This is a genomic window from Mesorhizobium sp. M1217, from assembly GCF_040318275.1.
Classification (GTDB): Bacteria; Pseudomonadota; Alphaproteobacteria; order Rhizobiales; family Rhizobiaceae; genus Mesorhizobium.
Map to the genome: position 1 here is coordinate 297,081 of NZ_JAMYMA010000002.1, position 13,277 is coordinate 310,357.

General features: G+C 63.3%; 11 protein-coding genes. 6 read left to right on the top strand and 5 right to left on the bottom strand.

Annotated elements, in window-relative coordinates; genetic code table 11:
• Positions 1 to 53: 53 nt before the first annotated feature.
• Both NKH37_RS04185 and leuS read right to left on the bottom strand, forming a co-directional pair.
• Positions 54 to 635, bottom strand: coding sequence for an LPS assembly lipoprotein LptE (locus NKH37_RS04185; RefSeq protein WP_353003954.1), 582 nt, complete (start codon positions 633 to 635; stop codon positions 54 to 56).
• Complete coding sequence (leuS, locus tag NKH37_RS04190; RefSeq protein ID WP_352917759.1) at positions 622 to 3,246, bottom strand: leucine--tRNA ligase; 2,625 nt, start codon at positions 3,244 to 3,246, stop codon at positions 622 to 624. The genes NKH37_RS04185 and leuS overlap by 14 nt, the downstream gene beginning before the upstream one ends.
• 146 nt (positions 3,247 to 3,392) lie before the next feature.
• Between leuS and NKH37_RS04195 the strand changes: the two genes are divergently transcribed.
• Together NKH37_RS04195 and NKH37_RS04200 are read left to right on the top strand one after the other, a co-directional pair.
• Positions 3,393 to 4,043 carry a YggS family pyridoxal phosphate-dependent enzyme gene (locus tag NKH37_RS04195; RefSeq protein WP_352917760.1) on the top strand — a complete coding sequence of 217 codons (651 nt, stop codon included), beginning with the start codon at positions 3,393 to 3,395 and terminating at the stop codon, positions 4,041 to 4,043.
• A gap of 107 nt (positions 4,044 to 4,150) precedes the next feature.
• Positions 4,151 to 5,200, top strand: coding sequence for an aldo/keto reductase (locus tag NKH37_RS04200; protein WP_352917761.1), 1,050 nt, complete (start codon positions 4,151 to 4,153; stop codon positions 5,198 to 5,200).
• Positions 5,201 to 5,267: 67 nt separating this feature from the next.
• On the opposite strand, the gene NKH37_RS04205 is transcribed toward NKH37_RS04200, so the two are convergent.
• The gene (locus tag NKH37_RS04205; RefSeq protein ID WP_353003958.1) at positions 5,268 to 6,176 is read right to left on the bottom strand and encodes a LysR family transcriptional regulator; all 909 of its coding nucleotides are present in this window, start codon (positions 6,174 to 6,176) and stop codon (positions 5,268 to 5,270) included.
• A 136-nt stretch (positions 6,177 to 6,312) separates the two neighbouring features.
• On the opposite strand from NKH37_RS04205, the gene NKH37_RS04210 reads away from it, so the two are divergent.
• Together NKH37_RS04210 and NKH37_RS04215 are read left to right on the top strand one after the other, a co-directional pair.
• On the top strand, positions 6,313 to 7,491 hold the full coding sequence (locus NKH37_RS04210; protein ID WP_353003959.1) for an MFS transporter: 1,179 nt from the start codon (positions 6,313 to 6,315) through the stop codon (positions 7,489 to 7,491).
• A 37-nt stretch (positions 7,492 to 7,528) separates the two neighbouring features.
• Positions 7,529 to 8,563: an aldo/keto reductase gene (locus NKH37_RS04215; protein ID WP_023719719.1), complete on the top strand. Its 1,035-nt coding sequence runs from the start codon at positions 7,529 to 7,531 to the stop codon at positions 8,561 to 8,563.
• A 46-nt stretch (positions 8,564 to 8,609) separates the two neighbouring features.
• On the opposite strand, the gene NKH37_RS04220 is transcribed toward NKH37_RS04215, so the two are convergent.
• Positions 8,610 to 8,882 carry an usg protein gene (locus tag NKH37_RS04220; RefSeq protein WP_023719720.1) on the bottom strand — a complete coding sequence of 91 codons (273 nt, stop codon included), beginning with the start codon at positions 8,880 to 8,882 and terminating at the stop codon, positions 8,610 to 8,612.
• Positions 8,883 to 9,186: 304 nt separating this feature from the next.
• Here NKH37_RS04220 and acs point away from each other — a divergent pair, with 304 nt between their 5' ends.
• Both acs and NKH37_RS04230 read left to right on the top strand, forming a co-directional pair.
• Positions 9,187 to 11,142: an acetate--CoA ligase gene (gene acs / locus NKH37_RS04225; RefSeq protein ID WP_353003961.1), complete on the top strand. Its 1,956-nt coding sequence runs from the start codon at positions 9,187 to 9,189 to the stop codon at positions 11,140 to 11,142.
• Positions 11,142 to 11,885, top strand: a complete 744-nt coding sequence (locus tag NKH37_RS04230; RefSeq protein WP_023719722.1) for an MOSC domain-containing protein — start codon at positions 11,142 to 11,144, stop codon at positions 11,883 to 11,885. Before acs ends, NKH37_RS04230 begins: the two co-directional genes overlap by 1 nt.
• A 3-nt stretch (positions 11,886 to 11,888) precedes the next feature.
• Here NKH37_RS04230 and NKH37_RS04235 read toward each other — a convergent pair whose 3' ends face one another.
• Positions 11,889 to 13,154, bottom strand: a complete 1,266-nt coding sequence (locus tag NKH37_RS04235; RefSeq protein WP_023719723.1) for a class I SAM-dependent methyltransferase — start codon at positions 13,152 to 13,154, stop codon at positions 11,889 to 11,891.
• Positions 13,155 to 13,277 lie beyond the last annotated feature (123 nt).

The window sequence follows — 13,277 nt, forward strand, 5'->3', positions numbered from 1 at the left end:
CAGATAGCGCAATCCGCCACAGACGGAGCGCTTCAATCCCAGGATGGAAAGACCTAGCTTGCCGCCGGCTTGACGTGCTTGACCAGATCCTGGGCGATCGACAGCCGCAGCACATCCGCCAGTTCGCGCGCCGCGCGGTTCTCGGCGTCGATCTGGGCCCGATATGACGCGAATTCCTGGCGCGGCCTATCGTATGAGGACGGGATCGAGCGCTTGCCCCGCGCTATGACCGTGCCGGTCTTGGCATCGCTGAGCACATAGTTGGCGGTCAGCGTCACTGTGCCGGCGGTCGGCTCGTCCTCGTCCGTCGTGACCTGCTCGATTGCCGCCGATTCGACGAGTTCGGAGACGCCGAGATCAAGCGAATAGACCGGCGAAGCAGGCTCGCCGGCGCCCTGGCCGAGCGCGAAGATCAGATTGTTGCGGACCTGCTGGGCGTAGCGGGTCTTGACCGGCTTGACCGAGATCGATGCCAGTTCGGCAGCAGCGCCGACCTGAGAGCCGGCGATCAGCGGCGCGCTTGAATAGAGCGGCCGCACCGTGCAGGCGGAAACCAGCGCCACCGAAGCGAGCAGCCCGTAGAGCATGATACGGCGCGGCGTCAGCTCCGCTTTTTTCGGATCAGGCAACAACATTGACGATCCTCTGCGGCACGATGATCACCTTGCGCGGTGCCTTACCTTCGAGCGCTTTCTGCACGAAGTCGAGAGCCAGAACCGCTTTTTCGACCGCACCTTGGTCCGCGTCGCGGGCAATTGTCAAATCGCCGCGCTTCTTGCCGTTGACCTGGACCGGCAGCACGATCTCGGCGTCGACGACAAGCGAGGGATCGTAGTCCGGCCAGGGCCGTTCGGCGACAAGGTCGGTGCCGCCGAGCGTCTGCCAGCACTCCTCGGCCAGATGCGGCATGACCGGCGCGATCAGGTGCACCAGGATCTCAACGGCTTCACGGCAGGCCGCTTGGAGCGCCGGACCGGCCTTGCCTTCGGCTGCCTCGTTGAGCGGTACGGTCAAGGCATTGGCGAGCTCATAGATACGGGCGATGGCACGGTTGAAGGCGAGCTTTTCAATATCCTCGCCGACAGACTTGAGGATCTTGTGCGCGGCCTTGGACACTGTTCCGGCCTCGCCGTCCTTCGCCGCCTCTGGCCGAACTCCGGCGAGCGAATCGGCAGCCGTCAACACCAGCCGCCAGATGCGCTGGATGAAGCGATGCGCGCCGGCCGCACCCTCGTCGGTCCATTCGACATCGCGTTCGGGCGGCGAGTCCGACAGCATGAACCAGCGCGCCGTATCGGCGCCGTAGCCGTCGGTGATCTCTTCCGGGCTAACGGTATTCTTCTTCGACTTCGACATTTTTTCGAGCGGACCGATCACCGCCTCTTCGCCAGTGGCGATTTCGAAGGCGCGGCGCTTGCCGTCGGCGTCCTCCAGCCTGACCTCGCTCGGCGCAAGCCAGCGGCCGTTCGAGGCGCCGCCAACCCGATAGGTCTCGTGCACCACCATGCCTTGCGTGAACAGGCCCCTGAACGGCTCGGCGAGATCGACATGGCCGGTCTCGCGCATGGCGCGGGTGAAGAAGCGCGAATAGAGCAGGTGCAAAATGGCGTGCTCGATGCCGCCAATATACTGGTCGACCGGCAGCCATTCAGTCGCGGCCTTGGGATCGGTCGGATCGTTGGCCCAGGGCGCGGTGAAGCGCGCGAAATACCACGACGAATCGACGAACGTGTCCATCGTGTCGGTTTCGCGCCGCGCATCCTTGCCGCAACGCGGGCATTTGACGTGCCGCCATGTCGAATGACGGTCGAGCGGATTGCCCGGCCGGTCGAACTCGATATCGTCAGGCAGCCTGACCGGCAGGTCGGCTTTCGGCACCGGCACAACGCCGCAATCCTCGCAATGGATCATCGGGATCGGGCAGCCCCAATAGCGCTGGCGCGAAATGCCCCAGTCGCGCAGGCGGAAATTCACCTTGCGCTCGGCCATCGGCCGGTTGCCGATGGTCTTCTGTTCGAGCAGCTTCGCCACCTCGTCGAATGCCTGATCCGGCTTCATGCCGTCGAGGAAGCGCGAATTGATCATCACGCCGTCGCCGACATAGGCCTCGTCGATGATCTGGAAGCTTCCTTGATTCTCGCCTTCCGGCATCACCACTGGAATGACCGGCAGGCCGTATTTGTTGGCGAAGTCGAGGTCGCGCTGGTCACCGGACGGGCAGCCGAAAACGGCGCCGGTGCCGTAGTCCATCAGCACGAAATTGGCGACGTAGACGGGCAGCGTCCACTTCTCGTCGAACGGATGGACGACGCGGATGCCGGTATCGAAGCCCTTCTTCTCGGCCGTCTCCAGGGCCGCCACCGACGTGCCCATGTGGCGGACCTCGTCGATGAACTTTGCCAGCGCCGGATTGTCTTCGGCCGCCTTTTTGGCCAGCGGATGGTCGGCCGCAATCGCCATGAAGGAGGCGCCGAAGATGGTGTCGGGCCTTGTCGTATAGACTTCGAGCTCATGCTCGCCGGCGACTGGCTTGGCCAGCGGCCAGCGGATCAGCAGGCCTTCAGAACGGCCGATCCAGTTCGCCTGCATCAGCTTCACTTTTTCCGGCCAATCGTCGAGCTGGTCGAGCGAATCCAGCAGATCCTGCGCATAGTCGGTGATCTTGAAGAACCATTGCGTCAGCTCGCGCTGTTCCACCAGCGCGCCCGAGCGCCAGCCGCGCCCGTCGATGACCTGCTCGTTGGCAAGCACCGTCATGTCCTCCGGATCCCAGTTGACCTTGGAGGATTTGCGCGTCACCAGGCCCTTCTCGACGAAATCGAGGAACAGCATCTGCTGGCGGTGGTAATAATCGACATCGCAGGTAGCGAACTCGCGTGCCCAATCGAGCGACAGGCCCATGACCTTGAGTTGCTCGCGCATGGCAGCGATGTTCTGATAGGTCCAGTCCTTGGGATGGACCTTGTTCTGCATTGCTGCGTTTTCGGCTGGCATGCCAAAGGCATCCCAGCCCATCGGGTGCAGCACGTTGAAACCCTTGGCCCGCTTGTAGCGTGCCACCACGTCGCCCATCGTATAGTTGCGGGTATGGCCGATATGGATGCGCCCCGACGGATATGGGAACATCTCCAGCACGTAGTATTTCGGGCGCGGGTCGTCGTTGTCGGCTTCGAACAGCTTCTTGGCGTCCCAGGCGTTCTGCCATTTGGGCTCTGACGCGCGCGGATTGTATCGTTCGGTTGCCATCGGGTGTTTTTCACTTAAAAGCATGCGCGAGCCGCCGGACAATGCCCGGGCGGCTCAGGAAATGTCGTCGCGGTGTTCACCATGGATTACCGGACCCGTCAACTGCGGCGATCCGGCGAAAAGCCAAACACAGGCAGGATATAGGCATGGCGAGCGCCGTCGAACAGCTTTTCACCGTCAAAGCAAGGATCGCCACTGCCGAGCGCGAGGCCGGGGCGGTGACGCTGGTTGCGGTCTCGAAAACCTTCGATGCCACCGATATCCGTCCGGTTATCGAGGCCGGCCAGCGCGTCTTCGGCGAGAACCGCGTCCAGGAGGCGCAAGCCAAGTGGCCGGCGCTGAAGGAAGCTTTCCCCGACATCGAGCTGCACCTGATCGGGCCGTTGCAATCGAACAAGGCAAAGGAAGCGGTGGCATTGTTCGACGTCATCGAAACCGTCGACCGTGAAAAGATCGCCGCCGAACTCGCCAAGGAAATCGCCAGGCGGGGCCGGTCACCAAGGCTGTATGTCCAGGTCAACACCGGCTCGGAGCCGCAAAAGGCCGGCATCGAGCCGCGCGAGGCCGTCGCCTTCGTGGCCCGCTGCCGCTCGGTTCACGCCCTCGCCATCGAAGGGCTGATGTGCATTCCGCCGGCGGACGAGAACCCCGGTCCGCATTTCGCGCTGCTAGAAAAGCTTGGGCTTGAGGCCGGCGTTGACAAGCTCTCTATGGGCATGTCCGGCGACTACGAAACGGCGATCGCCTTCGGCGCGACCAGTGTCAGGGTTGGATCGGCGATTTTCGGCGCCAGATGAGGCGCAGCCGGCCTTAGGCCACAGGCTGACGCTGACTATGCCAGCAATAGAAACGGAACGTTTCGTTCCTATATGGTTCGAGTTATCCCAAAGCCTCTGGAGCCACCATGCGTTACAATCAACTTGGAAATACGGGGATGTTCGTCTCCGAACTTTGCCTCGGTACGATGACATTCGGCGCGGCCGGCGAGAATGCCCAATGGGGCCTGATCGCCAGCCTCGACCAGGAGGGCGTCGACGAGATCGTCGCCCGCTCGCTCGCCGCCGGCGTCAATTTCTTCGACACGGCGGATGTCTATTCCTTCGGCGCCTCGGAACGGCTTCTCGGCCAGTCGCTGAGAAATCTCGGCGTCAATCGGCAGGACGTGATCATCGCCACCAAGGTTCACGGCGCCATGGGCGGCGGCCCGAACCAGCGCGGTTCTTCGCGCGGCCATATCATGGATTCGATCGAAGGTAGCCTCGAACGGCTGCAGCTGGACCATATCGATCTCTATCAGCTGCACGGCACCGACACGGTCACGCCGATAGACGAAACGCTGCGGGCGCTCGACGACCTGGTTGCCGCTGGCAAGGTCCGCTATGTCGGCGTCTCGAACTGGCAGGCCTGGCGCATCGCCAAGGCGTTGGGTATTGCCGAGCGCAAGGGCTTTGCCCGTTTCGAAACCGTCCAATCGTATTACTCGATCGCTGGCCGCGATCTCGAGCGCGAGATCGTGCCGCTGCTCAACGACGAGAAGCTCGGGCTGATGGTCTGGTCGCCGATGGCTGGCGGACTGCTCTCGGGCAAGTACGGACCCGGTGCCCCCGGCAATGGCGAAGGTCGCCGCGCCAGCTTCAATTTCCCGCCGGTCAATGAGGACCGTGCCTGGGCAGCGGTCGCCGTCATGCGCGAGATCGCCGCTAAGCACGGCGTCAGCGTCGCCACGGTGGCGCTCGGCTTTGTCCTGGCCAAACCGTTCGTGATGAGCGTCATCATCGGCGCCAGCCGCATGGACCAGCTGGAACAGAACCTTGCGGCAACCGAGTTGAAGCTCGATGCCGACGATCTTGCTCGTCTCGACGAAGTCAGCGCGCTCCCGCCCGAATATCCGGGCTGGATGCTCGAACGCCAGGCGGCGGGCCGCAGGCCGGCGCCGTTCACGCCAAAGAAGTAGTTCCTTGTCGACGTGACATTTCGGCAGCCAAATTCGGGAGCCAAGTGGCTCCCGAATGCCTTCCGCTTCAGCCCAGCCGCGCGGTTTCGGCCAGGAAATCTAAAATGGCCCGTACCCGCGCCGGCAAATGCTTGCCTTGGCCGACATAAACCGCATGGGTCAGTTCCTCGTCGCCGGGGTTGAACTCTTCCAGCAGCGGCAGCAGCCGGCCGGCGGCAATGTCGGCCTCCACGTGCCAGCGTGCCAGCCGGGCGATGCCCGCCCCTGAGAGCGCCATCAACCGCATCGCCTCGCCGTCGCCGACCAGCGTGTTTCCAACGATCGATATGGTGATCGGCTTGCCGGCCGCGTCGACAAAAGGCCAGCCCTCGACGTGGCGCACGAAGCAGAAGCCCATCCGGTTGTGACGATCGAGATCGGCGGGCGTCTTGGGTGTGCCACGCGCTTCGAGATACGATGGCGCGGCAACGACGACCACCCGGCTCTGCCCGAGCTTGCGCGCCACTAGCCGTGATTCGCCGAGCGGGCCGGCACGTATGGCGACGTCGGCGCGCTCCTCCATCAGGTCGATAACACTGTCGGTCAACACCAGATCGACCGAGATTTCGGGGTATCGTTCTAGAAAACGCGGCAAAAGCGGGATCAGCCGGTGCTGCCCGAAAGGCACGTAGCTATTGATCCGCAGCCGGCCACGCGGCGCGGCGCCCGCCGCTGCCTCGCGCTCGGCTACCGCCATGTCGGCCAGGATGCGCACGCCGCTGTCGAAGAAGGCCGCCCCTTCCGGTGTCAGTCGCAGCTTGCGCGTCGAGCGGATGACCAGCCGGGCGCCAAGACGCCCCTCCAACCGCGCGATCAGCTTGCTAACCGCCGACGGGCTCATGCGCAGCGCACGTGCAGCGGCCGAAAAGCTGCCGGCCTCGACGACGCGGACGAACACTTCGATCTCGCCGGAGCGGTTGATGTCGGGCCTGGCCATTGGTGAATCTATTTCACAGGCAATGTGCCCTAGGCAAGGCTGGTTCACAGTTCGGTGCATCACGATCTTTCGGGCCGGGCGTGAGAGGACACGGCGCCCGTCGTCGAAACTGGCCGTCATCGAAGTGGGAACCGCCATGCCTCTTGCTCTCTACGCTCTTGCCGCCGGCGCCTTCGGTATTGGCGTCACCGAATTCGTCATCATGGGCCTGCTGCTCGACGTCAGCACCGATCTCGGCGTCTCGATCTCAGCTGCCGGTCAACTGATTTCCGGCTATGCGCTGGGCGTCGTCATCGGCGCGCCGCTGCTGACGATCGCCACCGGCCGGTGGCCGCGCAAGACCGTGCTTCTGGCGCTGATGGCAATCTTCACGCTAGGCAACCTCGCGTGCGCGCTGGCCCCAGACTACTGGACGCTGATGGGTGCGCGCGTGCTCACCGCCTTCGCCCACGGCACCTTCTTCGGCGTCGGCTCGGTCGTGGCGACCGGGCTGGTGGCGCCCAACAAGAAGGCATCGGCGATCGCCCTGATGTTCACCGGCCTGACCATCGCCAACATCCTCGGCGTCCCCTTCGGAACATGGCTCGGCCAGGCCTTCGGCTGGCGCGCGACCTTCTGGGCGGTGACCCTGGTCGGCATGGTCGCTTTCGCCATCATCCTGCTGCTGGTGCCGCGCAGCCAGACAGCGCCTGAGCAAAGCAATTTGCGCGCCGATCTCGCCGTGCTCGGCCGCACGCCCGTCCTGCTTGGCTTTGCCACCACCGTGCTCGGCTATGCCGGCGTCTTCGCCGTCTTCACCTACATCGCCCCGTTGCTGACCGAGATCACCGGTTTTGAGGAAGCAGCGGTGTCGCCGATCCTGCTGGTCTTCGGCGGCGGCCTCATCGCCGGCAACCTCGCTGGCGGCAAGTTCGCCGACCGCTGGCTGGTGCCTTCCGTTCTCGGCAGTCTCGTCGTGCTGGCGCTGGTGCTCGGCACCATGACCTTCGCCCTGCACAGCCAGGTTATGGCCGTCATCTATGTCGGCCTGCTCGGCGCCGCCGCCTTCGCCACCGTGGCGCCGCTGCAGATGTGGGTACTGGAAAAGGCACAAGGCGCCGGCCAGAGCCTCGCCTCGTCCTTCAACATCGCCGCCTTCAATCTCGGCAATGCGGCCGGCGCCTGGCTCGGGGGCGGGGTCATCGCCCATGGCCCCGGCCTCGGTGCCGTCACCTGGGTCGCGGCCCTGCTGCCGCTCTCGGCGCTTTCCGTGGCAGCGCTGGCGCTACGCCTCGATCGCCCAACGCTCGGTGAACCGGCACCCGCTCGCTCGTAGCAACTCGAAGAACCCTTGTACACCATAGGAGAAACAGATGGATTATCGAAATCTTGGCGCATCGGGCCTGAAAGTCCCGGCGCTCTCGTTCGGCGCTGGAACCTTCGGCGGGTCAGGGCCGCTGTTCGGCGCCTGGGGCAACAGCGATGCGACGGAAGCCCGGCGGCTGGTCGACATCTGCCTGGAGGCGGGCGTCAACCTGTTCGACACCGCCGACGTCTATTCGAATGGCGCTTCCGAACAGGTGCTCGGCGAAGCGATGAAGGGCCGCCGCGATGCCGTGCTGATCTCGACAAAGACCTCGCTGCCGATGGGCGACGGTCCCAACGACGCCGGCTCGTCCCGCTCGCGCCTCATCAAGGCCGTCGAGGACGCACTGAGGCGTCTTGGCACCGACTACATCGACCTGCTGCAGCTGCACGCGTTCGACGCCGCAACACCGATCGAGGAGGTGCTATCGACGCTGGATAGGCTCGTGCGCGCCGGAAAGCTGCGTTATGTCGGCGTTTCCAATTTTTCCGGCTGGCAAGTGATGAAGTCGCTCGGCCTGGCGGACAGATACGGCTATCCCCGATACGTCGCCCACCAGGTCTATTATTCGCTGGTCGGGCGCGATTATGAATGGGAGTTGATGCCGCTCGGCCTCGACCAGGGCGTCGGTGCGCTGGTGTGGAGCCCGCTCGGCTGGGGCCGCCTGACCGGCAAGATCCGCCGTGGCCAGAAGCTGCCCGAGAAAAGCCGGCTGCACGACACGGCAAGCTTCGGACCGCCCGTCGACGACGAGCATCTCTATCGGGTCGTCGACGCGCTTGATGTTGTCGCCGAGGAAACCGGCAAGACCATACCGCAGATCGCCATCAATTGGCTGCTGCAGCGGCCGACCGTCGCCTCCGTCATCATCGGCGCGCGCAACGAGGAGCAGTTGCGCCAGAATCTCGGCGCCGTCGGATGGTCACTGACCCCGGATCAGATGAAAATCTTGGACACGGCAAGCGAGGTCACCGCACCCTACCCGTATTTTCCCTATCGCCGGCAGGAGGGTTTTGCCCGGCTGAACCCGCCCGCCGTCTGACGCTCCAAAAGCTGGGCGGCGGCTCCCAGGCTGCCGCCCGCGTGCTTTAATGCAGCACGAACTCGCCGTCGACCTTGCGCCATTCGTTCGGCGCGATCAGCTTCTGGTGCGTGTAGCTGACTGAATGCAGCGGGCCTTCGAGCTTGGCCTGCCAGAACTCGATGAAGCGGATAAGCACCGGAAATTTCGGGGCGATGTCGTAATCCTGCCAGATGAAGCTCTGCAGCAGATGCGGATGATCGGGAAAGTGATAAAGAATCTTGGCCGTGGTCAAGCCATAGCCCTTGAGCATCAGGTCCATTTCGGAATGGTCGCGCATTGCGGTCCCCTGGTTGATTCTCTTTCCTCCCAGCCTGAAATTGTGCACCCCATTTGCTTAATCGTCTATTGATATTTCTGCGGTCGAGCCAGATTTCTGCCGCAAAAACATGCGGTTAGCAGCCGTCTCGCTAGAGTGCTGACACCACCCGGGAAGGGACCTGCGGCATCCCGCCGCGCAAATCCAACGTCTAATGTTGCCGTCATCGCCGAACTGTTAATAATGCGCGCGAATTCGCGGCCGCAACGCTGCGATCCTGCCGGCAGTCAAGCCGGCGGTTTGGTTTCGGGAGGAAGGCGAAGAAATGTCCGATGTTCATGTCCATCGCGTCCAGCCGGCGTGGAAGAAGAACGCGCTGATCGACAATGACACCTACCTGAAATGGTACGCCGACAGCGTCAAGAGCCCGGACAAGTTCTGGGGCAAGCACGGCAGGCGCATCGACTGGTTCAAGCCGTACAGCAAGGTCAAGAACACGTCCTTCGACGGCAAGGTCTCAATCAAATGGTTCGAGGATGGCCAGACCAACGTTTCCTGGAACTGCATCGACCGGCATCTGAAGAAGCGCGGCGAACAGACCGCCATCATCTGGGAAGGCGACAATCCCTACGACGACAGGAAGATCACCTATAACGGGCTTTACAGACATGTCTGCCGCCTCGCCAATGTGATGAAGAAGCACGGCGTCAAGAAGGGCGACCGCGTCACCATCTACATGCCGATGATCCCGGAGGCCGCCTATGCGATGCTCGCCTGCACGCGCATCGGCGCCATTCATTCGGTGGTCTTCGGCGGCTTTTCGCCGGACGCGCTGGCCGGACGCATCGACGACTGCAAGTCGACCTTCCTCATCACCGCCGACGAAGGCCTGCGCGGCGGCAAGCCGATCCCGCTGAAGGAGAACACCGACAAGGCGATCGAGATCGCCGCCAAGGCCGGAACGAAAGTCGAAAAGGTCTTGGTAGTACGCCGCACCGGCGGCAAGACCGGCTGGGCCGCCGGGCGCGATGTCTGGTACCATGACGAGGTCGCGACGGTTAAGGCCGAATGCAAGCCCGAGAAGATGAACGCCGAGGATCCGCTGTTCATCCTCTACACGTCGGGCTCGACCGGCAAGCCGAAAGGCGTGCTGCACACCACCGCCGGCTATCTCGTCTATGTCTCGATGACCCACCAATATGTCTTCGACTATCACGACGGGGACGTCTACTGGTGCACCGCCGATGTCGGCTGGGTCACCGGCCACAGCTACATCGTCTACGGGCCGCTCGCCAACGGCGCCACCACGCTGATGTTCGAAGGCGTGCCGAATTACCCGTCGCAGTCGCGTTTCTGGGACGTGATCGACAAGCACAAGGTCAACATCTTTTACACCGCGCCGACGGCGCTGCGCGCGCTGATGGGCGCCGGCGACGCCCATGTCACCAAGACGTCGCGCAAGTCGCTGCGCGTGCTCGGCACCGTCGGCGAGCCAATCAATCCAGAAGCCTGGGAATGGTATTTCAACGTTGTCGGCAACGGCAAGGTGCCGATCGTCGATACCTGGTGGCAGACCGAGACCGGCGGCATCATGATCACGCCGGTTCCGGGCGCCACCCACCTCAAGGCGGGCTCGGCGACGCGGCCCTTCTTTGGCGTCAACCCGCAGCTGGTTGATGGTGACGGCAAGGTGCTGGAGGGTGAAGCCAGCGGCAATCTTTGTATTGCCGACTCATGGCCGGGCCAGATGCGCACCGTCTATGGCGATCACGACCGCTTCGTGCAGACCTATTTCTCGACCTACAAGGGCAGGTACTTCACCGGCGACGGCTGCCGCCGCGATGCTGACGGCTACTACTGGATCACCGGCCGCGTCGACGACGTCATCAACGTCTCCGGCCACCGCATGGGCACCGCCGAGGTCGAATCGGCGCTGGTTTCGCATGAGAAGGTCTCGGAAGCGGCCGTCGTCGGCTACCCGCACGATATCAAGGGCCAGGGCATCTACTGCTATGTCACGCTGATGGCCGGCGAGACGCCAAGCGAGGAATTGCGCCAGGAGCTCGTCGCCCATGTCCGCAAGGAGATCGGCGCCATCGCTTCGCCCGACAAGATCCAGTTCGCGCCCGGCCTGCCGAAGACCCGTTCCGGCAAGATCATGCGGCGCATTCTGCGCAAGATCGCCGAGGACGATTTTGCCGCGCTCGGCGACACCTCGACGCTGGCCGATCCGGCGGTCGTCGACGACCTGATCGCCAATCGGCAGAACAAGAAGAGCTGATGCAAGCCATATTGGGTGCCGTCACCGAGCTTTGGCGCTATCCCGCGAGCTCGCTCGCCGGCGAGCGCCAGCAGGCGATCTCGGTCGCCCGGCATACCGTTGAAGGCGACCGCCTGTTTGGTCTTATCGACACGTCGAACAATGAAATCGCACGGCCGGACCGCGAAGTGAAATGGCACAAGGTGCCCCGCATCCGAACCCGGCTGTCGCCGGCCGGCGCACTGGAGGTTGCGGTCCCGGATGGCGACTGGCTAGCCGCACCGGGCGCTGATAGCGACCGCGCCATTTCCGCCTATCTCGGCTTTGCGGCCTCCATCCGGCCGTTCCGCCGCGAGAATACTACACCGGGATACGCCGGTCCCCTGCTGGCGGAACGCTATGTCAAAGCCCCCATTCATCTGCTGACCACCGCTTCGCTGGCGCAGTTGAAGTTGCTGCATCCAGACGGCACCGCCGACCCGCGCCGCTTCCGCCCCAACATCGTCGTCGACATGCCGAAGATCGAGGGGTCATTCCCCGAAACCGAATGGATCGGGCGCAAGCTGGCGATCGGCGACCTGCTCCTGACCATCTCCGAGCCGTGCCGCCGCTGCGGCTTCACCATCATTGGCCAGGACGGGTTCGACCACGACCCGGCAATCCTGCGCAGCCTGGTCCGCCACAACGCCCATAATTTCGGCGTCTACTGCACTGTCGATCGACCGGCCCGCGTCGAGATCGGCGCCACGATGCGTCTCCTGTAGCTATTAGTATAAATCCGCCCGCGTCGGCGGCAGGCCGCTTGGGCCGCGCGCGCGCCTGGTGGCGACGGTCTGGAAAATCTGCGCCGAGGCGCGTTCGAAGGTAATCGAGCAGCCGGTGAGATAAAGCAGCCAGAGCCGCGCCTTGGATTCGCCGACCTCGGCGATGGCCTCGTCAAAGCGTGCGTGGAGGCGCTCGGCCCATAGCCGGCAGGTGCGCGCATAGTGCTCGCGCAAGTTTTCGACGTCATAAATGAGGAAGCCGTGCGCCTCGAGATTGCCGAGCGTCATGCCGATCGTATCGAGTTCGCCGCCCGGAAAAATGTATTTGATCAGCGCTTTGAATTCCGGCCCCTTGCGCAGCGTCTTCTTCATGCTGCCCTTGTCGCGGCGGGTGATGGCATGGTGCAGATAGATGCCGCCGGGTTTGAGCAGGCGATGGATGGTCGAAAAATAGGCGGCATGGTTGGCAAGCCCCAGATGTTCGAACATGCCGATCGACGAGATCTTGTCGAAGGAACCGGACAGCTCGGCATAGGACTTTATCTCGATGGTGATGCGATCCTCCAGCCCCTCAGCGCGGATGCGTTCGCGGGCGAACTCGGTCTGTGCCTCCGATAGCGAAACGCCGTGGCCGACGACGCCATAATTCTTCACGGCATGGATGAGCATCGCTCCCCAGCCGCAGCCGATGTCGAGCAATCTGTCGCCGGGCTTCAGCCGAAGCTTGCGGCAGATATGGTCGAGCTTGTCTCTCTGCGCCTGATCGATATCGTTGGCGAAGTCCTTGAAGTAGCCGCAGCTATAGACCATGCGCTCGTCGAGGAAGAGCCGGTAGAATGCGTTGGAAATGTCGTAGTGATGCTGGATCGCCTCCTTGCTCGAACCGCTGACGTAAGGATTGCGGCCGGAAAGATCGGTTCGCGCCGTCATCTGTTTTCGCGAAAACAGCACCGCCGGCAGGTCGCGCAGGATCGCCAGCTTCGGCAGTGTCTTGAGCTTCGTCCTGAGCTTGCCGTGCGTGGGCAAGGCATAGAAATCGAACAGCGATCCGTCTTCGACGTCGACCGCCTTGGCAATCCACATCTCGATCAGCGTCGATAAAGAGGGCCGACGTACGATCTGCCAGACGATGTCCTGGTCGTTGATGGTGAGCACCGGGCCGGCAGCCGGGCCGATCCGCTCGCCCGTCCACAGCCTCACCGCAAAACCCGGCTTCATCGTTTCGATGACCGTCCGAACAATCCGGGCCGCTCTCTCGGCTGCCTCCATCCCCGTCCTCCCTTACCCGGCAAAATAGTGGCCCGGAACAATAGCGGCCCGATCTTGCCTGCCAGATCGGCCGGCCGCAAGCCGCCTGGGTGCGCAAGCACGCTTGTTCAGGATTTTTGGATG

Coding starts and splice junctions, on each gene's coding strand:
- NKH37_RS04230 (WP_023719722.1), top strand. CDS start 11,142: ATGCAAGCCATATTGGGTGCCGTCACCGAGCTTTGGCGCTATCCCGCG.
- NKH37_RS04195 (WP_352917760.1), top strand. CDS start 3,393: ATGGCGAGCGCCGTCGAACAGCTTTTCACCGTCAAAGCAAGGATCGCC.
- NKH37_RS04220 (WP_023719720.1), bottom strand. CDS start 8,882: ATGCGCGACCATTCCGAAATGGACCTGATGCTCAAGGGCTATGGCTTG.
- NKH37_RS04235 (WP_023719723.1), bottom strand. CDS start 13,154: ATGGAGGCAGCCGAGAGAGCGGCCCGGATTGTTCGGACGGTCATCGAA.
- NKH37_RS04205 (WP_353003958.1), bottom strand. CDS start 6,176: ATGGCCAGGCCCGACATCAACCGCTCCGGCGAGATCGAAGTGTTCGTC.
- NKH37_RS04210 (WP_353003959.1), top strand. CDS start 6,313: ATGCCTCTTGCTCTCTACGCTCTTGCCGCCGGCGCCTTCGGTATTGGC.
- NKH37_RS04200 (WP_352917761.1), top strand. CDS start 4,151: ATGCGTTACAATCAACTTGGAAATACGGGGATGTTCGTCTCCGAACTT.
- NKH37_RS04185 (WP_353003954.1), bottom strand. CDS start 635: ATGTTGTTGCCTGATCCGAAAAAAGCGGAGCTGACGCCGCGCCGTATC.
- leuS (WP_352917759.1), bottom strand. CDS start 3,246: ATGGCAACCGAACGATACAATCCGCGCGCGTCAGAGCCCAAATGGCAG.
- NKH37_RS04215 (WP_023719719.1), top strand. CDS start 7,529: ATGGATTATCGAAATCTTGGCGCATCGGGCCTGAAAGTCCCGGCGCTC.
- acs (WP_353003961.1), top strand. CDS start 9,187: ATGTCCGATGTTCATGTCCATCGCGTCCAGCCGGCGTGGAAGAAGAAC.